Source organism: Bradyrhizobium sp. USDA 4454, from assembly GCF_054822705.1.
In genome coordinates, this window is sequence record NZ_JBTRCN010000001.1 from 3,544,063 (window position 1) to 3,566,981 (window position 22,919).

The following is a 22,919-nucleotide window of genomic DNA, read 5'->3' on the forward strand; positions in this document are numbered from 1 at the left end:
CCGTTTCGGCCGGGCTTTTTTGTTGTGCCGGTTCATGTGCCTGGAGCGGGCGGTTATTTCGCCAGCCGCAGCTTGCTGAGCGCGGTCCCGATCGTGTTGAACGTCGTCACGATCTGACTCGAACTGGTCAGCATGAAGAATTTGTCGGGGGTGCTGGCGCAGTTCTTCAGCACGGTCGAGGTCGGATCGGCGGGCGTGCTCGTGTTCACCTGGATCGTATAGATGGTGAACATCGGTGCACCGTTGGAGTCCTTCGCGTTCTGCAGATTCTGGCACTGCAGCGCCTGCCGTGCATCGATCGGATTGCCGGACGCCTGTGAGCTGCCGTCGCCATAGTTGGGCCAGCGGTCCTCGGTGTTCAGGCCGTCGGACAGCAGGATGATGACCCGGTTGTAGGTCGTGTTGGAGTCCTCCGCCGGCGTGTTCAGCGGACCGCCCACCAGCAGCGACTGCCAGGCCCAGGCCAGGCCGACCGACTGGTCGGTGCCGCCGGTCGGCTGCATGGCGTTGACGGCAGTCTTCAGCGCGCTCCAATTGTAGGTCAGGGGAATGATCGGCTCGAGCTGCGGTGAGGCGTTGTCGGCGCAATAGGCTGAGTTGTTCTCGTAATACTGGTTGGCCGGGAACAGCGTCGTGACATCAGACGATGTGGGCAGCACGCCGGTCGCATCGTTGGGTTGGGTGCGGTCGGTGATGCAGCCGGTCCAGGTGGTGATCGGATTGGTCGACGCCTGCCGCCAGTCGTTCTGGACGGTGGGGGTCTGGTTGGTTGCGGTCCATTTGTTGTTGGTCCACCCGACAACCGCGCTGACGCGCGGTTGGCCCGGATTGTCGGCGGTATCGTTGGGGCCGGGCTGCGTCCAATCGTGGGTATAGATGTAGCCGGAGCAGGTTCGGCTCGTACCGCTGCCGCTGCAGCTGCAGCCGGCGACGTTGTTGTTGTTGGCGTCGAGCGGGCAGGCGCAGTTGCTGCTTCCCGAGCAGAATGTCTGCGCGGTCGTGCCGACCTGTTTGCTTTCCCAGCAGCCGTTGTACATCGTATGCGTATTGTAATCGACGCTCGGGCAAATATAGCCCTTGTAAGTGCCGCTCGATGGAATCGTATTGGTGCTGTAGTTGTTCGGGGATCGTCCGGAGCCGTTGGTGGGCCCGGTCGTGCAGTAGAACCCGCCGTTGCTGTTGGACCACGGGCACTGCGCGCCGGGCCCGACCGCATGCCAGTTCATCGGCAGGCTCGCCGCCATCGAGCTGGGGATGGCAGGCTGCGCGGTCGGTGGGTTCAGCCAGTCGGTCCAGTCGATATAGCTCTGGCCATAATTGCTGGCGCTGAGGTTGACGACCTTGGCGAACGGGATGACGGAGATATAGACGTCGCCGTTGTTCTTGCTGAGCGCGCTGAGCTGGTCGATCAGGCCGCCGGATCCGGCCACCGCGTTCCGCAGCGCGGTAATCTTGCCGTTCTGGCTCATCGAGCCCGTATTATCGAGGGCGAGGGCGACGCGCATCTTGACGTTGCCCCAGGTGGTGGTCGACGAGCTGCTGAAGTTCAGCGTCGGAAACCCGGCAAGCTGCATGAAATCGGATTTGATGAAGCCGGTTCCGCCGAGCAGGATGGTCGCCGCCGTGCTTGAGGTCGGGGTCGTATAGGTGGCCGAGATGGAAATGCCCTGGCCGTCCTTGTTGGTGTAGAGGCCGTCGAAATAGCTCTGCGCCTTGCTCGGGATTTGCGCGGCCGTGATGTTGCCCATGGTCAGGTCCTTGGACAGCATCAGCGCGGCCGAATCGAGCGCCGACTGCATCGCGGTGCGGGCGTTGTTGGCGCGCGTATAGTCGATCGCGGCGCCAATGAAGGCGAAAATCGGCAGAATGGCGAGGGTGAAGATGACGGCGACATTGCCGTCCTTTGCCCGGGCAAACCGGCGGGCAGCCGCGCAGACGCGGTCGAAAATGGCTGGGCCCAGCATGACGCTCTCATCGAAATTATTGATGGAGCCATCATCTCTACGCGCGCGGCTAAACAGTTGGTGAATCGGGCCGGGGAAACCCGCAGGTTGGCCGGCAGACGATGAAAAGCGGGGGCAAAAGCACGCGCTATCCTGAATGACCCCTAAATTGGGTGCCCGACTCCTTTGTCAAATCAGGCAGAACTGATTAACCTTCCAACGGGTTGCCGTGACGGGAATCGAACCGGTGGGCCGCGGCGGGGTCTGCGCTTGCGGCAGGGCCTCGGGAGGCCCATATTTGGGGGGTCGATCCGGCCGCCGGATCGAACCGGGAGCGGCAATCTGGAAAGCATTGCCGGGGGTTCCGCGATCAGTCTTGCGGCCATCGCGACCACCGTCCAATCGCCGACCGGTTTCCCGCCGGCCTCCCTGGGGAATTCGAACGCCTGAGCCATGTTGCGATCCACGTTGACAGCCCTGATCTCCGCGCCGGTTTCGTCCATGCCGGCGGTGCCAGCCATGCCGGCGCCGACAATGAGCAATGATGACAACCGCAACGGGGCCGGCAGTGGCCCATCGACCTCGGTCATCACCAAGGTCAAGCCGAAGACCAAGCGGCCGAACCTGTATCGTGTCCTGATCCTGAACGACGACTACACGCCGATGGAGTTCGTCGTTCACGTGCTGGAGCGGTTCTTCAACAAGGACGCCGAGGCGGCGACCAAGATCATGCTGCACGTTCACCATCACGGGATCGGGGAGTGCGGCGTTTTTACCTATGAGATCGCCGAGACCAAGGTGACGCAAGTCATGGATTTCGCGCGCAAGCATCAGCATCCACTGCAATGTGTGATGGAAAAGAAGTAGTTCGCGGGAACGATTGACTGCGCCGCGGCGCGGAACGGGTCTTGCATCGCGTTTTGTGATGGTGGCGAGCCGCGTTCCCGTATGATCACGGAGCGCGGCGGCACGACGTCCGGCCGCCCGGAATTTAGAAGAAAACCACCATCGCGGGACCGGTCTTTCGCCACGATCCGTCGTAACTATATCATTGGCGATCACGAAGGTTGTTATTGCCTGACCCGGTAATGGCGATCATGATGGCCGGGGGCCATAGAGGACGCGAATGCCAACTTTTTCCCAAAGCCTTGAACAATCGCTGCACCGTGCGTTGGCGATCGCAAACGAGCGTCACCATCAATATGCGACGCTAGAACATCTGCTGCTGTCGCTGATCGACGACTCGGATGCGGCGGCGGTGATGCGGGCCTGCAGCGTCGATCTCGACAAGCTGAGGACCAGCCTCGTCAATTATCTCGAGACCGAATTCGAAAACCTGGTGACGGACGGCGCCGACGACGCGAAGCCGACCGCCGGGTTCCAGCGGGTGATCCAGCGCGCGGTGATTCACGTCCAGTCGTCCGGTCGCGAGGAGGTGACCGGCGCCAATGTGCTGATCGCGATCTTTGCCGAGCGCGAGAGCCATGCCGCGTATTTCCTGCAGGAGCAGGACATGACGCGCTACGACGCGGTCAACTACATCAGCCACGGCATCGCCAAGCGGCCCGGCGTCTCCGAGGCGCGGCCGGTGCGCGGCGTCGACGAGGAAACCGAGACCAAGGGCAACGAGGACGCCAAGAAGAAGGGCGAGGCGCTCGAGACCTATTGCGTCAACCTCAACAAGAAGGCGCGTGACGGCAAGATCGATCCGGTGATCGGCCGCAATGTCGAGATCAACCGTGCGATCCAGGTGCTGTGTCGCCGCCAGAAGAACAACCCGCTGTTCGTCGGCGAAGCCGGCGTCGGCAAGACCGCGATCGCCGAAGGCCTCGCCAAGCGCATCGTCGACAGCGACGTGCCGGAAGTGCTGGCGGCCGCGACCGTGTTCTCGCTCGACATGGGCACGCTGCTCGCGGGCACCCGCTACCGCGGCGATTTCGAGGAGCGGCTGAAGCAGGTCCTGAAGGAGCTGGAGGCGCATCCGAACGCGATCCTGTTCATCGACGAGATCCACACCGTGATCGGCGCCGGCGCCACCTCGGGTGGTGCGATGGATGCGTCCAATCTGCTGAAGCCCGCGCTGGCCTCGGGCACGATCCGTTGCATGGGTTCGACGACCTACAAGGAATACCGTCAGCACTTCGAGAAGGACCGCGCGCTGGTGCGGCGTTTCCAGAAGATCGACGTCAACGAGCCGACGGTGGAAGACGCGATCGCGATCCTCAAGGGCCTCAAGCCCTATTTCGAGGATTACCATCGGCTGAAATACACCAATGAGGCGATCGAGGCGGCGGTGCAGCTGTCGTCGCGCTACATCCACGACCGCAAGCTGCCCGACAAGGCGATCGACGTGATCGACGAGTCCGGCGCGGCGCAGATGCTGGTCACCGAGAGCAAGCGCAAGAAGACGATCGGCATCAAGGAGATCGAGACCACGATCGCGACCATGGCGCGGATCCCGCCGAAGAGCGTGTCGAAGGACGACGCCGAGGTGCTGAAACATCTCGAGCAGACCCTGAAGCGCACGGTGTTCGGCCAGGACAAGGCGATCGAGTCGCTGTCGGCGTCGATCAAGCTGGCGCGTGCCGGCCTGCGCGAACCGGAGAAGCCGATCGGCTGCTACCTGTTCTCGGGTCCCACCGGCGTCGGCAAGACCGAGGTGGCGAAGCAATTGGCGGCGACACTCGGCGTCGAGCTGTTGCGCTTCGACATGTCCGAATACATGGAGCGGCACACCGTGTCGCGCCTGATCGGCGCACCTCCCGGCTATGTCGGCTTCGACCAGGGCGGCCTGCTCACCGATGGCGTGGACCAGCATCCGCATTGCGTGGTGCTGCTCGACGAGATCGAGAAGGCGCATCCGGATCTGTACAACGTGCTGCTGCAGATCATGGATCACGGCAGGCTCACCGACCACAACGGCAAGCAAGTCAACTTCCGCAACGTGATCCTGATCATGACCACGAATGCGGGCGCAGCCGACCTCGCGCGGCAGGCCTTCGGCTTTACCCGCTCGAAGCGGGAAGGCGACGACCACGAGGCGATCAACCGGCAGTTCGCGCCGGAGTTCCGCAACCGTCTGGACGCGATCGTCTCCTTCGCGCACCTCAATGCCGACGTCATCGGCATGGTGGTCGAGAAGTTCGTGCTGCAGCTCGAGGCGCAGCTCGCCGACCGCGACGTCACGATCGAGCTGTCCGAGCCCGCCAAGGCCTGGCTGATCGAGCACGGCTATGACGAGCAGATGGGCGCGCGCCCGATGGCACGTATCATCCAGGAGCACATCAAGAAGCCGCTCGCGGATGAGGTGTTGTTCGGCCAGCTCAAGGGCGGCGGCCACGTCCGCGTCATCCTGACGAAGGACGAGGCGACCGCCAAGGACAAGATCGGCTTCGAATATGTCGAGGGCCCGGTCACGCCGAAGCCGGAAAACCTGCCGCCGCGCAAGCGCAAGCCGCCGAAGGGTGGTCCGAACAATGGCGGCGGAGGCGGCACCAAGGGCCCGGTCTCCAAGGGGCCGATGGTCAAGGTCTGAGGCGCGAGCAAGCAATCAAACGAAAAGGCCGGCTGCAGAGCCGGCCTTTTTGTTTGTGGTGGTGCAAAACGTCGTCACTCGCCCTTCAGCCGCTGGCCCTCATGAACCCGCACCTGGTCGGCGCCGCGGCTGCCGGCCGAGGACAGGCGCAGCGTGCTGAACACAGCGCCGACCAACGCAAAGCCGACGCCGACCATCAGCGAGATCCGCGTGCCGTCGGCCGGATAGCGCGCCAATAGCAGCGCCACCAGAGCGGCGCCGATGGTCTGGCCGAGCAGGCGCGCGGTGCCCAGCATGCCGCTGGCGCCGCCGGAGCGTTCGCGCGGCGCGGCGGCGATCAAGGTGCGGTTGTTCGGGGTCTGGAACAGGCCGAAGCCGGCGCCGGCGAGCGCCATCCGCCAGATCACGTCGATCGGCGCGGCGTTGGCCGGCATGAACGCGAGGGTACCCAGGCCCAACGCGAACAGCAGCAGGCCGATGCCGCCGAGCAGGCCGGCCGGGTAGCGCTCGACCAGCCAGCCGGCGATCGGCGCGGCGAACGCGACCGCGATCGGCCACGGCGTGATCAACAGGCCGATCTGCACCGCGGAATATCCGAAATGATTTTCGAGATAGAACGGCATCGCGACGAAGGCCAGCATCTGGCCGCAGAAGGAGGCGATCGAGGTGCCGATCGACAGCGCGAAGATCGGAATCCGCAAGAGGTCGACTGGCAGCAGCGGCGAGGGCAAATGCTGCTGACGCCGGTACAGCAGATGCGAGGCGACCACAGCGACCGCGAACTCCAATGCGCAGAGATACAGCGCCTCGCCATGGCCGGCGCTGTCGATCGCGCTGATGCCGAAGCCGAACGCGATCGCGCTCATGCCGGCGCTCTGCCAGTCGAAGGCGTGCACGGCGGGCCTGGTGTGCGGCAGGAAGCGCCAGCCCAAGGCCAGCGTCACGAGGCCGAGCGGGACATTGATGGCAAACAGATACGGCCAGGTCCCGACCGCCAGGATGAACGAGGCGATGGTTGGGCCGACCGCGGCCGAAACCGCGACCACCAGCGCGTTGACGCCGATGCCGCGGCCGAGCTGTGTAGGCGGATAGATGAAGCGGACCAGCGCGGTGTTGACGCTGAGGATTCCGGCGGCGCCAAAGCCTTGCAGGATGCGGGCGACCGTGAGCAGCGGCAGCGTGTGCGCGAGCGCGCAGAACAGCGAGGCCAGCGTGAACAGCAGCAGCCCGGCCAGATAGACCCGGCGATAGCCGATGATCTCGCCGAGCGAGGCCAGCGGCAGCAGCGAGATCGTGATCGCGAGCTGATAGCCGTTGACGATCCAGATCGAGAAGGCAGGGCTGGCATCGAGATCCCGGGCAATGGTCGGCAGCGCGACGTTGGCGATCGAGCCGTCGACGACGGCCATCACGAGGCCAAGCGCGATCGTGAGAATGGCCCAATTGCGCTGCGGCTGCGGCAGCCCATCGGGATGCTCAGGGATCGCGGTCGACATGTCGTGGAGTGGCTCTCGGTCCGGCGTTGCGGGCTTACCGCATGCTGGATTGGCCGGGCCTTTGCAACCCCGAATGCCGGATGGCGGCCGTGATCAAAATGAGGGCGGGCGCGGCGCGGCGACTCAGCCTCGATGTTAGCCTCGATCGTTAGCCCTGATCGTCAGCCTTGGCCGAGCAGTTCCTTGATGCGCCGCTGCAGCTGCCGCTTCTTGATCTCGCTGCGGCGGACCCGCTCGTCGAGATTGCTGACCGATGTGTCCGAGGTCATGATCCGGAAGGCGAGGCCAACCTTGTTGGCCTGGCGCCAGATCAGGCGGGCCAGGAACGAGCGGCCCTTGCGGGCGATGCTTAGATTCATCTCTTCGGGCAGGCGCGCGGCGTCACCGAATTCAACGCAGGCGCCGCCTTCGCTGATATTGCGGACGACGCAATCCATCGTCGAGCCGCGCGCTCATTGATCTCCGCTACCGCACCGTAAAACACCTTGTCGCGAACGCTCTGGCGCCGGTCCTGCATGGGAAATCCTCCTCAAATTAACGGCAGGACTGTACCGCTCGGCATCAGCGAAAAGAAGGGCGCCGCGGAAAACCGTTGCAGTTAGTGTAAATTGTTTGCATCCGTGAAGGTCTGGATTCGCGGCTATTTTGCGTCGCAAACCAAGCCCACGCCCCCCTTGAAACCCGATCCGGCTTTTGACGCGGCTTCTCAAGCCGCGCCGGTATCCGCTTCGTTCGACAACGCTTTAGTTCGGCAGTCGGCTGTGCCGCCAGTCGCGCGGCGACAGCCCGTAGTGCTCGCGGAACACGCGGCCGAAATGCGAGAGATCGTTAAAGCCCCAGGCGAATGCGATCTCGCCGATGTGGCGATGCGCATGCGTCGGCGAGGCGAGGTCGCGCTTGCAGCGCTCCAGCCGCTGCGCCAGCACGAAGCGCTGGAACGAGGTGTCTTCGTCGGCGAGCAGGCTGTTGACGTAGCGCGGCGAGATGCCGAGCGCGGCGGCGGTCTCGGCGAGTCCGAGCTCGGGGTTCGGCAGGTGCGCCAGCACATGCGCCTTCAGCCGGTAGAGCAACGCGGAGCGGTGGGTCGAGGCCGGCAGCGCGGCGCCGCCGAGCCGCTCGCTCATCGCCATCGCAAGCAGGTCGGCGGCCTGATCGGCGAGGCGGATCGCGTTGTCGGGGTCGAGCCGGTCGGCGATCTCAGAGAGCCCGCTGATGAACTGAAAGGCCAGCCGCTGCACCGGACCATCCGCTGTGAACGTGGTTGCCGTGAGGCCCTGGGTGCCGGCAAAGCGCCGGTGCAGCATCGCGCGCGGCACCTGGAAGATGGTCTGCGTGAAGTCGTCGTTGAAGCGCAATTCGTACGGCCGGGTGGTGTCGTAGAACGCGAACTCGCCGGGCTGTATGACGGTCTCGCGGCCGTCCTGCAGCACGGCGCCGGTACCGCTCCGGCCGAGCGCGAACAGCACAAAATCCTCGCTGGCGCGCGCGATCCGCGACGGCGTGCGCAACACCCGCTGCCGGCTCGACGAGACGACCGAACATTTCGTCGGGCCCAGCGGCGCGCTGGTGATCGCGCCATGGAAGGCAGTGCCGAGGTCGGACTTGCAGTCGAGCTGCACGAACACGTCGCAGACGATGTCCTGCCAGAGTGCCAGGCGCCGGTGCGTCGGCGCGTTGTCCGTGGTGAACAGGGCCGGCATGATTTCCTCCCTTCACGAGTGCAAACGCTGGCCACGCAAACAAAGCAAGCTTCGTACCGGTGACGGCTAAGGGAATCTCCTCCGCAGTCGAATTTTCCTTCCGTCCTGGTCGAACGGCGATCCCGGTCCCGGGGCAGCATGATGTCAGAGGCTGATAGGGCCGATCAAGACCGAACCGGCCGGGAGCGGCAGGTCACGAGGAGGACATCATGGGCATCGAACATCCGAAATATCGCGTTGCGGTGGTGCAGGCGGCGCCGGCTTGGCTCGATCTCGACGCCTCCATCGCCAAGAGCATTTCCCTGATCGAGGAGGCCGCCGCCAAGGGGGCGAAATTGATCGCGTTCCCCGAGGCCTTCATTCCCGGCTACCCCTGGTACATCTGGCTGGATTCGCCGGCCTGGGCGATCGGGCGCGGCTTCGTGCAGCGCTATTTCGACAATTCGCTCAGTTATGACAGCCCTCAGGCCGAGAAGCTGCGGCTCGCGGTGAAGAAGGCCGGCATGACCGCGGTGCTCGGCCTGTCCGAGCGCGACGGCGGCAGTCTCTATCTTGCGCAATGGCTGATCGGACCCGACGGCGAGACGATTGCAAAACGGCGCAAGCTGCGGCCGACCCATGCCGAGCGCACCGTCTATGGCGAGGGCGACGGCAGCGACCTTGCGGTGCATGACCGTCCCGGCATCGGCCGGCTCGGCGCGCTGTGCTGCTGGGAGCATCTGCAGCCGCTGTCGAAATACGCCATGTATGCCCAAAACGAGCAGGTCCATGTCGCGGCCTGGCCGAGCTTCTCGCTGTACGACCCGTTCGCGCCGGCGCTCGGCTGGGAGGTCAACAACGCGGCCTCGCGCGTGTACGCGGTCGAAGGCTCGTGCTTCGTGCTGGCGCCATGTGCCACGGTCTCGCAGGCGATGATCGATGAGATGTGCGACCGCGACGACAAGCACGCGCTGCTGCATGTCGGCGGCGGCCACGCCGCGATCTACGGGCCGGACGGCAGCTCGATCGCCGAGAAGCTGCCGCCGGAGCAGGAAGGCCTGCTGCTTGCCGATATCGATCTCGGCGCGATCGGGATCGCGAAAAACGCCGCCGATCCGGCCGGGCATTATTCGCGGCCGGACGTCACGCGGCTGCTCCTAAACAAGAAGCCCTCGAAGCGCGTCGAGCATTTCGCGCTGCCGCTCGACAGTGTTGAGGAGATCGACGCGGCCGCGAACTGACCGACATCCAACCGGAGGCGACTGCCATGGAATCCGCAATTCCATCCCACCTGCAAACGGCGCGCTCCCGTCACCGTCGCGTGCCCGACGACTACGCGCCGCCATATCCGTCCTTCGTCGCGCGCCACAAGCCCGCGGTCGCACGCGTGATCATGGCGTATTTCGGCGTGCAGTTTCGCGGCGAGCCGACCGCCGCGGTGGCCGAGGCGCTGGCGCAGATCGCACAACGCTTTGCCGGCGACAACGGCCCGACACATTGGGACCGCGCGCAATATGTCGACCAGGCCGGTTTCACCAATATCGTCTCGGTTGCCTATTGGGACGATGCCGGGCGTTTCGACGGCTGGTTCGAGGGCGCGCGCGGGGCCTGGACCGGCGGCAGCGCCGGCGATGGCCTCGGCCGTTTCGTCGAGGTGCTGCGGCCGCATGTTGCGCGCTACGAGACGCTGTTCTCGTCGCTTGGCCGGCCGGAGGGCGTCGCCGTGCTCGCCGACGGCATGAGCGGCGAGGTGCAGGAGCACGCCTATTGGGGCGGCATGCGCGACCGCATCCCGCTGTCGCAGACCGACGCGATGTCGCCGGGCGGCGATCCGCGCGTGATCCGCGACGGTGCGCGGATTCGCGTCGTGGCGCATGACAATCTGTGCCTGATCCGCTCCGGACAGGACTGGAGCGACACCGAGGCGTCGGAGCGCAAGATGTATCTCGATGATGTCGAGCCGGTGCTGCGCGAGGGCATGGATTTCCTGCGCGACGAGGGCGTGCCGATCGGCTGCTACGCCAACCGTTATATGCGCGTCGTCGATGCAGAGGGGCGGCTGACCGAAAAGTCCTATGGCCAGAGCTGGTGGAAGAGCCTTGCGGCGCTGGAGCGCTGGGCGGAGTCGCATCCGACCCATGTCAGGATTTTTGGCGCGGCGATGAAGTATCTGTCGACGCTGGGGCCGAGTGCAAAGCTCAGATTGTATCACGAGGTCACGGTGGCGGCCGCCGACGAGCAGTTCTTCGAATATCTCGGCTGCCACGAGCGGACGGGGATGCTCAATGCGGTGCAAGTCGCGGCGGAGCAGCCGAGCTAAACCTGCTTCAAAGAGCAAGCATGCGCATTTTGCTTTGCCTTTGTCGTCCCCTGGCTTGACCGGGGGACCCAGTACGCCGCACCTTCTCAGTGACTGACTGGTGTCTCTGGAATACTGGATCGCCCGGTCGAGGCCGGGCGATGACACCGTGAGTTGGGTAAGCGCTTGTGCTTAACGCCGAGCCTCACGTGCTACGCGACGCGCAGGCCCTTGGCGATCTCCTTCTGCGCGTCGAACTCGCGGCGCAGGCGCGCCAGTTCGTCGGCGCTGAGCGCGTCCGCGTTGCTGTAGTCGCGCTTCCAGGATGCATCCTCGCTCCAGCGCAATGGCGACTGCACCGTGGTCTGTGGACCGGGCGCGGATTCCAGCACGCGCAGGGCGAGCTCCAGCGTGAGCGCCTGCGAGGCCTCGTCGTGCGGCTTGCCGGCGGAGTTGCCGAGCGGGAAGTCGGGAGAACAGGAAACGCGGCACCGCGGCGTGCTCGACGATATCCTTGGCGCAGCCCATCACGACGGTCGGGATGCCGTTGGCCTCGAGATGCCGCGCCACCAGGCTGACGGTCTGGTGGCAGACCGGGCAATTCGGCACCAGCACCGCGGCGTCGACCTTGTCGTCGCGGCAGCGCCTGAGGATTTCGGGCGCGTCGGTCTCGATGGTGACGCGGTGGCTGCGGTTGGTCGGGGCGCCGAAGAAGCGCGGCGCGGCTTCGCCGATCCTGCCGGCCACGGCAAGGCGCTTGAGTTGCGCCAGGGGGAACCAGGTGCCGCTGTCGGTCGCCGTGGTGTGGGTGCGGTCATAGGCGATGTGCGAAATCCTTAAGTCATGCTGTTTCGACGTGTCGCCGTCATAAACCGAATAGAACTTGGCCCCGCCATTGTATTTAGCGCCGGGACCCTGGTCGCCCTTGACCGGATCGAACGGTGCCGCCGTCGTGATGAGGGCGACGCGGGACTGGTTCAGCGGCTTCTTGAGCGGCTGGAACGGGGCGGAGGTGTAATGGGCCCAGCGGTAGGGGGTGGTGTAGCCGATCGCCGCATAATAATCGCGGGTCCGCTTCATGTAGCCGATCGGGGCATCGTCGTCGGGGGCAAAGCCGGTCTGGTCGTCCGAGGCTGCGGCCATTTTGCGCTCCCTTTTGCGCGCCATCATTTCCGTCCATAGCTAGACCACGAGCTTGCGGTGTCAAGCCGCGCTGCACGGGAACAGATTTGCGATGCGAACAGGTCGTTGCGCCGCATGGATCACGCTGGTGTTGCTGGTGTCGCCGGCCGGCGCCGGCGCGGAGGACGCGCCTGCCGCAGCCCCGACAACGCCGCCGGGTGCCGAGCAGCCGGCGGCGCCGCCTGCGGACAAGCCTGCCGAGAAGCCCGTGGCGGCGCCTGAGCAGCCTGCGCCACCGCCGGGCGAGCAGACCGCACCCTCGTCCGCGAAGCCTGCGGCACCTCCGGCAGACGCGCCTGCGGCGCCCGCCGAGAAGCCAGCGGCGGCAACCGACAAGCCCGCGGACGACGCGCGCGAGAGCGACACCCGCGAGGCGATGTGCCTGATGATCGAGTCGGCGGCGCGCGCCAACGATCTGCCGCTCGAATTCTTCGCCCGCGTGATCTGGCAGGAGAGCCGCTTCCAGGCCGACGCGGTCGGTCCGATGACCCGGAGTGGCCAGCGCGCGCAGGGCATCGCGCAGTTCATGCCGGGAACGGCGAACGAGCGCGGGCTTCTTGATCCGTTCAATCCCGTCCAGGCGCTGCCGAAGTCAGCCGAATTCCTGAGCGAGCTGCGCAACCAGTTCGGCAATCTCGGTCTCGCGGCGGCCGCCTACAATGCCGGCCCGCGCCGGATTCAGGACTGGCTCGCCGGCACCGGATACATGCCGCAGGAGACGCGCAACTACGTCTCCGCGATCACCGGCTCGAGCGTCGACGACTGGGCCGCTGCCGCCCGCAACAACGGCAAGATGCCGGAGCGTCCGCCGGCCAGGAGTTGCCGCGAGCTGATGGCATTGCTGAAGCGCGCGCCCAACCCGTTCGTGGCCGGCCTCGAGCAGCACGTCACGCTGTCGGCGGCGAAGCTGTGGGGCGTGCAGCTCGCCGCCGGCTTCAGCCGCGACAAGGCGCTCGCGATGTATGCCCGCGCCATGAAGCGGCTGTCGGCCGTGATCGGCGATCAGGATCCGAGCCTGCTCGGTTCGCGGCTACGCACCCGCGGCAGCGCGACCTTCTACCAGGTGCGCATCGGCGCCGACACGCGCCCCGAGGCCGACGGCCTCTGCAACCGCATCCGCAAGGCGGGCGGGGCATGCTTCGTGCTGAAGAACCGGGCGTGATTGCGTAGATCCCGTAGCCCGGATGGAGCGCAGCGCAATCCGGGAGAGCTCTCACCTCATGCAAGAGCGGCCCCGGATTTCGCTGGCGCTTCATCCGGGCTACTGCATACCAGTGCTGTGTCGTCACTTGGTTGACCCTCAGCTTCATCAGCCCTAAGCCGCCGCGATTGCAAAACCAACCGGCTCCCCGTGGCGCTTCCTCCGCTCGATTCTCCGCAATGGCAGACCTCGTTCCGCGCCTTCCTGTGGGGCGCGCGGTCGATCGGCGCGACGGTGCTCACCCTGGTGCTGTTTGCGACCTATCTCGGCATCGGCGCGCTGGCGCATGATTCCGGCTTCTCGTTGGGCTGGACCCTGGCGAGCACCGCGTTCGTGTGGGCGGGGCCTGCGCAGATCATCGTGATCACGACGCTCGGCTCCGGCGCCACCGTGCTGCAATCGGCGATCGCGGTCACCGTCAGCGCGATCAGGCTGTTTCCGATGGTGGTCTCGGTGCTGCCGTTGATGCGCACGGAGCAGACCAAGCGGCGGCATCTCATCTTGGTGGCGCATCTTACCGCCGTGACGCTGTGGGTCGAATGCTTCCGCTTCCTGCCGCAGGTGCCGCGCAACCGGCGGATTGCCTTCATCCACGGACTTGGCCTCGGGCTGGTTTCGGTCTGCCTGATCGCCAACACGATCGGCTACACGCTCGCGGCCAACCTGACGCCGCTGCTCGCCGCCGGCATGCTGATGCTGACGCCGCTGGCCTTCCTGTTCTCCACCGCGCGCAACTGCCGCGAGCTCGCCGACGTCGTCGCGCTGGTTCTCGGGCTGTTGCTGTTTCCGCTGGCCGCGCTGCTCAACAGCGGCGTCGACATCCTGGTCAGCGGCGTGGTCGCGGGAACCATCGCCTATGCCGTGCACCGGGCGCGGGCGGGCATCGTGCGGGCGCGCGCATGAGCACCTTGATCGGCGATTGGCACGCGCTCGCGATCCTGTTCGTCGCAGGCGTCATTCCCAACCAGATCTGGCGCATGCTCGGCCTGTGGTTCGGCGGCGGCATCGACGAGAATTCCGAGCTGCTGGTCTGGGTGAGGGCGGTCGCTACCGCAATCCTCGCCGGCATCATCGCGCAGATCGTGGTGCAGCCACCGGGTGCGCTCGCAAGCGTGCCGGACTGGCTGCGCTACGGCGCCGTCGCAGCGGGATTCATCGTGTTCATGCTGGCACGGAAGTCGATCTTCGCCGGCGTGATCGTTGGCGAAATCGTGATGCTGTCAGGTAAATACTGGCTCGGCTGATTGCGGCGACCGCATTATCCGTTACTCTCGCTCCCCAACAACAAGACAACGGGGAAACGGCATGCGGCGGCGCGCATCATCGCTCTTCATTGTTGCTCTGACAGCGTTGCTGGCGGCGGCGTTCCCGGCGTGGGCCGCCGATTACCCGACCCGTCCGATCAAGCTCGTCGTGCCCTATGCCGCAGGCGGGCCGACCGACGTGCTCGGCCGCATCGTCGGTGAATATCTCGGGCGCGATCTCAAGCAGGTGGTGGTGGTCGAGAACAAGGCCGGCGCGCAAGGTGCGATCGGCGCCGAGGCGGTCGCGCGCTCCGATCCCGACGGCTACACGCTGTTCGTGACGGCAGCCTCGATCTTCGTGCTCAACCCGGTGCTCTACAAGAAGCTGCCCTACGATCCCGCCAGGGATTTCCGCCTGTTGTCTGTCATCACGGACGCGCCGATGATCATGGAGGTGAATCCGTCGGTGCCCGCAAAGACGATCGCGGAGTTCGTCGCCTACGCCAAGAAGAATCCCGGCAAGCTCAATTTCGGCTCGGCCGGCACCGGCGGCACGGTTCACCTTGCCGGCGAGATGTTCAAGCAGATGGCCGGTGTCGAGATGACCCATGTGCCCTACAAGGGCGCCGGGCCCGCGCTGCAGGATTTGCTGTCGGGCAACATCCAGCTGATGTTCGACACGCTCGGCACCGCGCTGCCGCCGGTCAAGTCAGGCATGCTGCGCGCGCTCGGCGTCAGCTCGGCCGAGCGCATTCCGGACTTGCCCGATCTGCCGACGATCGCCGAGAGCGGCTATCCGGATTATGCGGTCAGCGTCTGGTATGGTATCGCTGCGCCGTCGAAAGTGCCTGACGAGATCGCCGGCAAGATCAAGGCGAGCCTCGACCGGGCCTTGAACGACGAGGCGTTCCGCGCTTCGCTGGTCAGAATCGGTTTCCCGCCGCTGCGCGCGAAAAGCCAGGCGGAGATCGACAAATTCGTCGATACCGATCGCGCGCGGTGGGCTGAAGTGGTCAAGACGCTGAACATATCGCTGGACTGACACATGGTACGTGAAATGGAATTGCGCCAGGGCGAGGTCGCCGTCGACATGCCGACGGCGCGCGACGCCGGGCTGGTCTTCATCGGCCGCATCCGCACGCCCTGGACCTCGCGGCTGGCGACGCCGCGGCAGGGGCGGCATGACGGCCCGGTGTGCCAGCTCGAGATCTTCGAGCCCTGGGTCGCCGCGATCAAGGGCGTCGATTTCTACTCGAACCTCGAAGTGCTGTACTGGCTGCACCACTCGCGCCGCGACATCGTGCTGCAAAGCCCGAAGAACAACGGCAACACCCGCGGCACCTTCTCGCTGCGCTCGCCGGTGCGGCCGAACCCGATCGGCACCTCGATCGTCAAGCTGGTCGGCGTCGAAGGCAATGTCATCCTGGTGCGCGGCCTCGACTGCCTCGACGAGACACCGCTGATCGACGTCAAGCCCGACCGCTGCGAGTTCACCCCGCCGGCCCCGCCGCAGCCGGGCGATTTCGAGACGGAGTAATTCTCTCAATCGTCATTCCGGGGCGATGCGAAGCATCGAACCCGGAATCCATCAGGCCGCGCGTTTCACGGTGAAATGGATTCCGGGCTCGCGCCAAGAGGCGCGCCCCGGAATGACGAGGTGAGAGGCGACCTATTTCAACGCCGCGATCAGTTTTGCCGCATTCGCCTCCAGCACCTTGCCGTCCTCCTTGACGCTCGCGGGCGGCAGCAGGGCTATGCCGTCCTTGCGCGGCATCACATGCATGTGCAGATGGAACACGACCTGGCCGCCGGCGGGCTCGTTGAACTGCTGCACGGTGATGCCGTCGGCCTCGAACGCCTTCATGCTGGCGGCGGCGATCTTGTGCGCGGCGCGCGCGACATGGGCGTAGTCGTCGGGCGTGACGTCGAGGATGTTGCGGGCAGGGGCCTTCGGGATCACGAGCGTGTGCCCGGGCGAGCGCGGCATGATGTCGAGGAAGGCGAGCACGTGCTCGTTCTCGTAGACCTTGTAGCAGGGAAACTCGCCGCGCAGGATCTTTGCGAAGGGGTTGTTGTTGTCGTAGGCGGCGGGCATGGCGGCGGCTCCTCAAGTTTTTATTAGAAGGCTAATGTCCGGGTCACGAGCCAAACGTCAAGCGTCGTCGTCGACGGTCTTCCGGAACGGACCGGCCTCGGTGAGCTCGCGGCCGACCTCGGCGACATAATCGCGCTCGCGCCTGAGGTAATCGGCGATCGCCCGGCGCAGCCCGGGGTCGGCGATGAAATGGGCCGAGTGGGTGGTCTGCGGCAGGTAACCGCGCGCCAGCTTGTGCTCGCCCTGCGCGCCGGCCTCGACCACCTTGAGCCCGCGCTGAACCGCGAAATCGATCGCCTGATAGTAGCAGACCTCGAAATGCAGGAACGGGTGGTGCTCGATCGCGCCCCAGTTGCGGCCGAACAGCGTATCCGAGCCGATGAAATTGATCGCACCCGCGATCCAGCGGCCGTTGCGCTTGGCCATCACCAGCAGCACGTCGCGCGCCATGCTCTCGCCGATCAGCGAGAAGAACTGCCGGGTCAGATACGGCCGGCCCCATTTGCGCGAGCCGGTCTCCATGTAGAACTCGAAGAACGCGTCCCAGGCGTCCTCGGTGATATCAGACCCGGTCAGCCAGTGGATGGTGATCCCGGCAGCAAGCGCCTCGCGGCGTTCGCGCTTGATGCCCTTGCGGTGGCGCGAGTTCAGCGAGCCGAGAAAGTCGTCGAAGGTCTTGTAGCCGCGATTGTGCCAGTGGAACTGCTGGTCGGTCCGCTGCAGGAAGCCGTGCGCGCCAAGGAACCTGGCCTCATCCTCGCGGGCAAAGGTGACGTGCACGGAGGAGGCCTCGGTGGCGTTGCAAAGCGCCCGCAGGCCGCGCGCCAAGGCCGAGCCGATCACCTCGCGGTCGACGCCGTCCCGGATCAGAAGCCGCGGCCCGGTCGCCGGCGTGAAGGGAACCGAGACCTGCAGCTTCGGATAGTAGCTGCCGCCGGCGCGGTGATAGGCCTCGGCCCAGCCGCGGTCGAACACGTATTCGCCCTGCGAGTGCGATTTCAGATAGCACGGGACGATGCCGACGATCCGGCCGTCGAGTTTCGCCACCAGATGCCGCGGCCCCCAGCCGGTCCGCGGGCAGGCCGAATTGGAGGCCTCGGCGGCAGCGAAAAAGGCATGGGAAACGAAGGGGTTATAGCTTGAACCTGCGGTGGCCTGGCAATCGCCTGCGGAACCGGGCGAGGCCAGCGTATCGAGGTTGTGAATGCTGCCCGCGTCTGCCTTAGGATTGGCGCAGGCGTCCCATTCGGCGGCCGGAATGGCGCCGACGTCAGCTACAGCCTCCAGGGTGATTTCAGACGACGCCATCGAGAATGAAGACCGGTGCCTCGTTTGAGCATGATCTTTCCGGAACAGCTGGCTCCACTTCCGGATCATGCTCCGCATTCCGCCATCGCCGATGACGACCAACGCTTGACCAACCAACCCTTGCCAACATCGTGCGTTGCAGCGACGAGTTCAAGACTGCAAAGGGCCAGCCTGGGACATGTCAGGTTCCCGGCACGAACCCCTCGAAAATCATTTGGTCGGCGAAACGCGCCGCGCGCTCGCGCTGTTCCGCCGTGCGTACGGTCCAGGCCAGCAGCGGGCAGCCGAACAGATTGCGGGCGATCCAGGGCGCCGGCGCCGGGAGCTGGTTGACCCAGAAGGCGACGAAATGCGGCGCGGTCCGGAAGCCGTGGCGCAGGTAGAGCATGCCGTCGCGCTGGGCCGGGGTCAGCTTGTCCCAGTAACCGTCGTTATAGCTGCGCTGGGCGGTGATGCCGCGCGGCAGGTCCGGCATGATCTCGCGCAGCGCCAGCACCTGGTCGGGATCGAAGGACATGCCGACCACCGGACCCGGATAGGACGACAGCACCTCGGCCATCCGGGTGACCAGCTTGCGGTCGCCGTCGAAATGGCTCTTCACCTCGATCACCAGCGGCACGCGGCCGGCGACCAGCGTGCAGAGATCGCCGAGCGTCATCATCTGCTCGGACGTATCTTTGAACCTGACCGCCTTCAGCTCGGCCGCGGTCTTGGACGCCAGCAACCCCGAACCCTCGGTGAGGCGGCCGAGGGCATCGTCGTGATGCACCATCGCCTCGCCGTCGGCGCTGAGCTGGATATCGCATTCGATGGCGAAATTGCCTGATACCGCGGCGTTGGCCGCGGCCGGCATGTTCTCGATGACGCCGCGTGCGGCATCATGCAGGCCGCGATGGGCGATCGGCCGCTTCGTCAGCCAATCAGGTGCGCGCATCGATCAGGAGACTTCGAACACGCCTTCGACCTCGACCGCGGCATCCGCTGGCAGCGAGGCGACGCCGACGGTGGTACGGGCATGGCGTCCCTTGTCGCCGAATGCCGCAACCATCAGGTCGGACGCGCCGTTCAGGACCTTCGGTCCGTCGAAGAAATCCGGTGCCGAGTTGATGAAGCCGCCGAGCCGCACCACGCGCACGACCTTGTCGAGGTCGCCGAGCGCGGCCTTGATCTGCGCCAGCAGATTGATCGCGCAGCCCCGCGCCGCGGCGACGCCTTGCTCGAGCGTGACGCCGGCCCCCAGCTTGCCCTTGGCAATCAGCTTGCCTTCGGCGTTGAAGCAGACCTGGCCCGAGACGAACAGCAGGTTTCCGCTGCGGACGAAGGGGACATAGTTCGCGACCGGGGAGGTCGGCTCGGGAAGTGTGATGCCCTGTGACGCCAGTTTTTGTTCGACGGTACCCGCCATCTTTGTCCCCCAATTGGATTTGCACGAAGCCTGAAACGCGGTCAGGGCCGGGTTTGTTTCGCGCATCGGGCCGCCGGTTGCAAGCGACGGGAAAGTGAAGGCCGTGCGCCGTGGCGCGCGGAATCGCACCGAAAGTTGCTGAAAACGGCGGCACCTTTGGCGCCGAGATGGATTTTTTGTCAGACTTGCCCCAGTTGCGGCGCAATACGACCGTCATTATTGTGGCGAATCCCTGCCTCCACGAGGAAAGACCATGACCCTGCCGTTTCGGATCCCGTTGCGTGTCCTGGTGCTCACGATCGCCGTTGCCGCAGGATCCGGTCTGGTTCAGGGGTCCGCTGCCGCTGCGGCCAGCGGGCCGTTTCTCGCGCATCAGGCGCTGTACGATCTCAGCCTGGTGAAATCGCGCGGCTCCAATTCGGTCAGCGATGCGCGCGGGCGCATCCTGTACAATTTCTCCGGCAATTCCTGCGAAGGCTACACCTCCGAATTCCGCCAGGTGTCCGAGCTCGACAGCGGCGAGGGCAAGGTGACGCTGTCGGATTTACGTTCCTCGTCCTGGGAGGACGCGTCGGGCAAGAGCTACCGCTTCAAGATCGACACAAGGATGAACGACGGTGACTCGGCGCCGGTCGACGGCATCGCCGAGCGGGTCGGCGATCATATCACGGTGAAGCTCACCCAGCCGGTGAAGAAGACCTTCAATATCGACGGCAAGATCGTGTTCCCGACCGAGCAGATCCAGCACATCATCGCCGCCGCCCGCGACGGCAAATCGGTGCTCGAGCAGACCGTCTATGACGGCTCCGACAACGGCGAGAAGATCTACAACACGCTGACTGTGATCGGCCGGCCGATCGCCGGCGACCGCGCGCCGTCATCGCCCGATCCGTCGACGGCGAGCGATGCAATGAAGACCATGACGCGCTGGCCGGTGACGGTGAGCTATTATGACAGCGACGCGCGCGCCAAGGACGGCGAGCAGACGCCGGTCTACGCGATGTCATTCGAGCTCTACGAGAACGGCGTTTCCCGCGCGCTGGTGCTGGACTACAACGATTTCGTGATCTCCGGCGCGCTCGACAAGTTCGACGTCAGGGACACCAAGCCCTGCAAGTGAGGGCTGATCTTCTCGACATACACAGCCGTCGTCCCGGGCAAGCGAAGCGCGACCCGGGACCCATAACCACAGGGCCGAGTTGTTGAAGGGACTGTGGCCCCAGCGTCGCGCAATAATCACCTTCGGTGGTTATGGGTCCCCGCTTTCGCATGCTTTCGCGGGGACGACAGCAAGCCTGCGCAGCTTGTGAAACCGCCTCTGGCCTGAACCACCCGAGACGAGTACGCTTCCCGAAACACAGGTGTCAGGGAGGCACATCATGAGCAAATCAGACCATCTTCGTCCCAGCGGCCTGCATCACAATCCGGCCTACTCGCACGTCGTGGTCGCCTCGGGCGCGCGCACGATCTACGTTTCGGGGCAGGTGTCCACCGACGAGGAGGGCCGGGTGGTCGGCGCCGGCGATCTCGCCGCGCAGACGACGCAGGTGATGCAGAACCTCGGCCTGGCGCTGAAGGCCGCGGGCGCCAGCTATTCCAACATCGTCAAGATCACGACCTTCGTCGTCGGCTACAAGCCGGAGCTGCGCCCGATCATCGGCAAGGCGCGCTCGGCGTTCTTCGAGGGCATGGAGCCGCCGGCCTCCACGCTGGTCGGCGTCACCGCGCTCGCGGCGCCGGAATGGCTGATCGAGATCGAGGCGGTGGCGGTCGCGGATTGAGGAATGTCACGGCGCGGCTGAAGCAACCGTCATCCTGAGGAGCCGCGAAGCGGCGTCTCGAAGGATGAACGGCCCGGGACTTGCCACGCATCCTTCGAGGCTCGCTCCGCTCGCACCTCAGGATGACGTCCGGTGACAGTCAATCTTCCGCGCTCTTCGCCGGCCCCTCATAGGCAATGCCCCGGATCACCGCGGCACTGCCGAACTTCTTGCGCAGATTGTCCATCGCGCGTTCGGCGTGGGCCGAGCGGCGGTCGAGCATATCGGAATCGTTGGCCTGCGCGCCCGGGCGCAACGCGCTGACGCCGGCACCCATCAGGCGGAAGGCGGTGCCGTCGATCTCCCTGGCCAGCATCTCGCGCGTCACCGCAAAGATCTTTGCGGCCAATTGGGTCGGCGTCTGGATCGATTGCGAACGGGTGCGCTGGCGGAAATCAGCGGTCTTCAGTTTCAGCGTGATGGTGCAGCCGGAGAGGTCGCTGCTCTTCAGCCGCGTCGAGGTTTTCTCCGACAGCTTCCAGAGCAGCTTTTCCAGCGTCGCGAAGTCGCGGATGTCGGTCTCGAAGGTGGTCTCGCTCGAAATGGTCTTGGCGCCGCGGTCGGGCACCACGCTGCGGTCGTCGATGCCGCGCGCCAGCCGCCACAGCCTGCGGCCTTCGCTGGCGAACTGCTTCATCAGCTCGTTCTCGTCGGCGCGCTGCAAATCGGCGATGACGCGGAAGCCGCGCTGCACGAGCTTCTCCTGCGTCGCGGGGCCGACGCCGTAGATGAAGCCGACCGGCTTGCTCGCCAGCATCTCGCGCGCCTCGTCCTGGTCGAGCGCCGCAAAGCCCCTCGGCTTGTCGAGGTCGGAAGCGATCTTGGCGAGGAACTTGTTGCAGGACAGCCCGACCGACACCGTGATGCCGATGTCGCGCTCGACCTCGCGGGCGAATTTGGCGAGCACCTTGGCGGGGATCATGCCGTGGACGCGCTGCGTGCCGGAGAGATCGAGGAACGCCTCGTCGATCGACAGCGGCTCGACCAGCGGCGTCAGCGCCTGCATCGCCTGGCGCACCTCGCGCCCGACCCGGACATATTTCGCCATGTCGGGCGGGATCACGGTCGCGTCGGGGCAGAGTTCCAGCGCCTTGAACATCGGCATCGCGGAGCGGACGCCATAGGTGCGCGCGATGTAGCAAGCCGCCGACACCACGCCGCGCTTGCCGCCGCCGATGATGACGGGGCGGTCGGCGATCTCAGGATTGTCGCGCTTCTCGACCGTCGCATAGAACGCGTCGCAGTCGATATGCGCCAGCGCCAGCGCGGGCAGGGTGCGGTGACGCACCAGCCGAGGCGAGCCGCAATGGCTGCATCGCTTCACCTTGATGTCGAGATCACCGAGGCAGTCTCGGCAGAAACTGAGGGGGCCGTCGGGCGCTGCCGCTGCCGTCGTCACGGCACGTCGCGCTCCCATCTCGGGTCACCCAGCGCCTGGTGGGCGGCCGCGATGTTGGTCGGGTGCAATTCGGAGGCGGCGGCGAATGCCTTCACGGTCGCATCGTCGCGCATCACGAAATCGAGCACGCTCGCAAGAAATTGAGGATTGGACGCCGCGTTCCGCAGCGTCTCCGGACCGATTCCGGTTTCGGCCAGGAACAGGCCCAGCCGCTCGGGATCGCCGGCAATGAAGCCGAGCGCCTGAATCGCAACGATTTCAGCGACTTCCCGCGGGTTGTGAACAGGCTTTTTCAACGCGTCGGTTTGCCTTT

21 protein-coding genes and 1 pseudogene are annotated in these 22,919 nt (G+C 65.4%); 11 read left to right on the forward strand and 11 right to left on the reverse strand.

The window, feature by feature from the left end:
• Positions 1-53: 53 nt before the first annotated feature.
• Positions 54-1,964 carry a TadE/TadG family type IV pilus assembly protein gene (locus ACVIW0_RS16545; RefSeq protein ID WP_461353279.1) on the reverse strand — a complete coding sequence of 637 codons (1,911 nt, stop codon included), beginning with the start codon at positions 1,962-1,964 and terminating at the stop codon, positions 54-56.
• A gap of 513 nt (positions 1,965-2,477) precedes the next feature.
• Here ACVIW0_RS16545 and clpS point away from each other — a divergent pair.
• Positions 2,478-2,810, forward strand: coding sequence for an ATP-dependent Clp protease adapter ClpS (gene clpS / locus ACVIW0_RS16550; RefSeq protein ID WP_106318898.1), 333 nt, complete (start codon positions 2,478-2,480; stop codon positions 2,808-2,810).
• A gap of 259 nt (positions 2,811-3,069) precedes the next feature.
• Positions 3,070-5,478 (forward strand): ATP-dependent Clp protease ATP-binding subunit ClpA, encoded by a 2,409-nt coding sequence (clpA, locus tag ACVIW0_RS16555; protein WP_461353280.1) that lies wholly within the window; start codon positions 3,070-3,072, stop codon positions 5,476-5,478.
• A gap of 74 nt (positions 5,479-5,552) precedes the next feature.
• On the opposite strand, the gene ACVIW0_RS16560 is transcribed toward clpA, so the two are convergent.
• The 3 genes from ACVIW0_RS16560 to ACVIW0_RS16570 all read right to left on the reverse strand — a co-directional run bounded on the left by ACVIW0_RS16560 (position 5,553) and on the right by ACVIW0_RS16570 (position 8,674).
• Positions 5,553-6,974, reverse strand: coding sequence for an MFS transporter (locus ACVIW0_RS16560; RefSeq protein ID WP_461353281.1), 1,422 nt, complete (start codon positions 6,972-6,974; stop codon positions 5,553-5,555).
• A gap of 161 nt (positions 6,975-7,135) precedes the next feature.
• The gene (locus ACVIW0_RS16565; protein WP_461353282.1) at positions 7,136-7,411 is read right to left on the reverse strand and encodes a PilZ domain-containing protein; all 276 of its coding nucleotides are present in this window, start codon (positions 7,409-7,411) and stop codon (positions 7,136-7,138) included.
• Positions 7,412-7,717: 306 nt separating this feature from the next.
• Positions 7,718-8,674 carry an AraC-like ligand-binding domain-containing protein gene (locus ACVIW0_RS16570; protein ID WP_461353283.1) on the reverse strand — a complete coding sequence of 319 codons (957 nt, stop codon included), beginning with the start codon at positions 8,672-8,674 and terminating at the stop codon, positions 7,718-7,720.
• A 209-nt stretch (positions 8,675-8,883) separates the two neighbouring features.
• Between ACVIW0_RS16570 and ACVIW0_RS16575 the strand changes: the two genes are divergently transcribed.
• The gene (locus tag ACVIW0_RS16575) at positions 8,884-9,894 is read left to right on the forward strand and encodes a carbon-nitrogen hydrolase family protein (RefSeq protein WP_461353284.1); all 1,011 of its coding nucleotides are present in this window, start codon (positions 8,884-8,886) and stop codon (positions 9,892-9,894) included.
• A gap of 26 nt (positions 9,895-9,920) precedes the next feature.
• Positions 9,921-10,973, forward strand: coding sequence for a phenylacetaldoxime dehydratase family protein (locus ACVIW0_RS16580; RefSeq protein WP_461353285.1), 1,053 nt, complete (start codon positions 9,921-9,923; stop codon positions 10,971-10,973).
• Positions 10,974-11,164: 191 nt separating this feature from the next.
• Here the strand turns inward: ACVIW0_RS16580 and ACVIW0_RS16585 are convergent.
• Positions 11,165-12,095: pseudogene (locus tag ACVIW0_RS16585) on the reverse strand (glycine/sarcosine/betaine reductase selenoprotein B family protein).
• Between the two features lie 91 nt (positions 12,096-12,186).
• Here ACVIW0_RS16585 and ACVIW0_RS16590 point away from each other — a divergent pair.
• The 5 genes from ACVIW0_RS16590 to tsaA all read left to right on the forward strand — a co-directional run bounded on the left by ACVIW0_RS16590 (position 12,187) and on the right by tsaA (position 16,116).
• Positions 12,187-13,296: a transglycosylase SLT domain-containing protein gene (locus ACVIW0_RS16590; protein ID WP_461353286.1), complete on the forward strand. Its 1,110-nt coding sequence runs from the start codon at positions 12,187-12,189 to the stop codon at positions 13,294-13,296.
• Between the two features lie 189 nt (positions 13,297-13,485).
• Complete coding sequence (locus tag ACVIW0_RS16595) at positions 13,486-14,238, forward strand: AzlC family ABC transporter permease (protein WP_461353287.1); 753 nt, start codon at positions 13,486-13,488, stop codon at positions 14,236-14,238.
• Complete coding sequence (locus ACVIW0_RS16600) at positions 14,235-14,579, forward strand: AzlD domain-containing protein (RefSeq protein WP_461353288.1); 345 nt, start codon at positions 14,235-14,237, stop codon at positions 14,577-14,579. Before ACVIW0_RS16595 ends, ACVIW0_RS16600 begins: the two co-directional genes overlap by 4 nt.
• A gap of 61 nt (positions 14,580-14,640) precedes the next feature.
• Positions 14,641-15,621 carry a Bug family tripartite tricarboxylate transporter substrate binding protein gene (locus tag ACVIW0_RS16605; RefSeq protein ID WP_461353289.1) on the forward strand — a complete coding sequence of 327 codons (981 nt, stop codon included), beginning with the start codon at positions 14,641-14,643 and terminating at the stop codon, positions 15,619-15,621.
• Between the two features lie 3 nt (positions 15,622-15,624).
• Positions 15,625-16,116 carry a tRNA (N6-threonylcarbamoyladenosine(37)-N6)-methyltransferase TrmO gene (gene tsaA / locus ACVIW0_RS16610; protein ID WP_461353290.1) on the forward strand — a complete coding sequence of 164 codons (492 nt, stop codon included), beginning with the start codon at positions 15,625-15,627 and terminating at the stop codon, positions 16,114-16,116.
• Positions 16,117-16,248: 132 nt separating this feature from the next.
• On the opposite strand, the gene ACVIW0_RS16615 is transcribed toward tsaA, so the two are convergent.
• The 4 genes from ACVIW0_RS16615 to ACVIW0_RS16630 all read right to left on the reverse strand — a co-directional run bounded on the left by ACVIW0_RS16615 (position 16,249) and on the right by ACVIW0_RS16630 (position 19,387).
• Positions 16,249-16,674: an HIT family protein gene (locus tag ACVIW0_RS16615; protein ID WP_461353291.1), complete on the reverse strand. Its 426-nt coding sequence runs from the start codon at positions 16,672-16,674 to the stop codon at positions 16,249-16,251.
• A 57-nt stretch (positions 16,675-16,731) separates the two neighbouring features.
• Positions 16,732-17,982: a GNAT family N-acetyltransferase gene (locus tag ACVIW0_RS16620; RefSeq protein ID WP_461353292.1), complete on the reverse strand. Its 1,251-nt coding sequence runs from the start codon at positions 17,980-17,982 to the stop codon at positions 16,732-16,734.
• 181 nt (positions 17,983-18,163) lie between these two features.
• Positions 18,164-18,916 carry a glycerophosphodiester phosphodiesterase gene (locus ACVIW0_RS16625; RefSeq protein WP_461353293.1) on the reverse strand — a complete coding sequence of 251 codons (753 nt, stop codon included), beginning with the start codon at positions 18,914-18,916 and terminating at the stop codon, positions 18,164-18,166.
• Positions 18,917-18,919: 3 nt separating this feature from the next.
• Positions 18,920-19,387 (reverse strand): RidA family protein, encoded by a 468-nt coding sequence (locus tag ACVIW0_RS16630; RefSeq protein WP_461353294.1) that lies wholly within the window; start codon positions 19,385-19,387, stop codon positions 18,920-18,922.
• Positions 19,388-19,640: 253 nt separating this feature from the next.
• On the opposite strand from ACVIW0_RS16630, the gene ACVIW0_RS16635 reads away from it, so the two are divergent.
• Both ACVIW0_RS16635 and ACVIW0_RS16640 read left to right on the forward strand, forming a co-directional pair.
• Positions 19,641-20,507: a cell envelope integrity EipB family protein gene (locus ACVIW0_RS16635; RefSeq protein WP_461353295.1), complete on the forward strand. Its 867-nt coding sequence runs from the start codon at positions 19,641-19,643 to the stop codon at positions 20,505-20,507.
• A gap of 259 nt (positions 20,508-20,766) precedes the next feature.
• Complete coding sequence (locus ACVIW0_RS16640; RefSeq protein WP_461353296.1) at positions 20,767-21,168, forward strand: RidA family protein; 402 nt, start codon at positions 20,767-20,769, stop codon at positions 21,166-21,168.
• Between the two features lie 139 nt (positions 21,169-21,307).
• On the opposite strand, the gene ACVIW0_RS16645 is transcribed toward ACVIW0_RS16640, so the two are convergent.
• Both ACVIW0_RS16645 and ACVIW0_RS16650 read right to left on the reverse strand, forming a co-directional pair.
• Entirely contained in the window at positions 21,308-22,624 is a 1,317-nt protein-coding gene (locus ACVIW0_RS16645; RefSeq protein WP_461353297.1) for a DNA polymerase IV, read from the reverse strand.
• Positions 22,603-22,902: a DUF3572 domain-containing protein gene (locus tag ACVIW0_RS16650; protein WP_076858046.1), complete on the reverse strand. Its 300-nt coding sequence runs from the start codon at positions 22,900-22,902 to the stop codon at positions 22,603-22,605. The genes ACVIW0_RS16645 and ACVIW0_RS16650 overlap by 22 nt, the downstream gene beginning before the upstream one ends.
• Positions 22,903-22,919 lie beyond the last annotated feature (17 nt).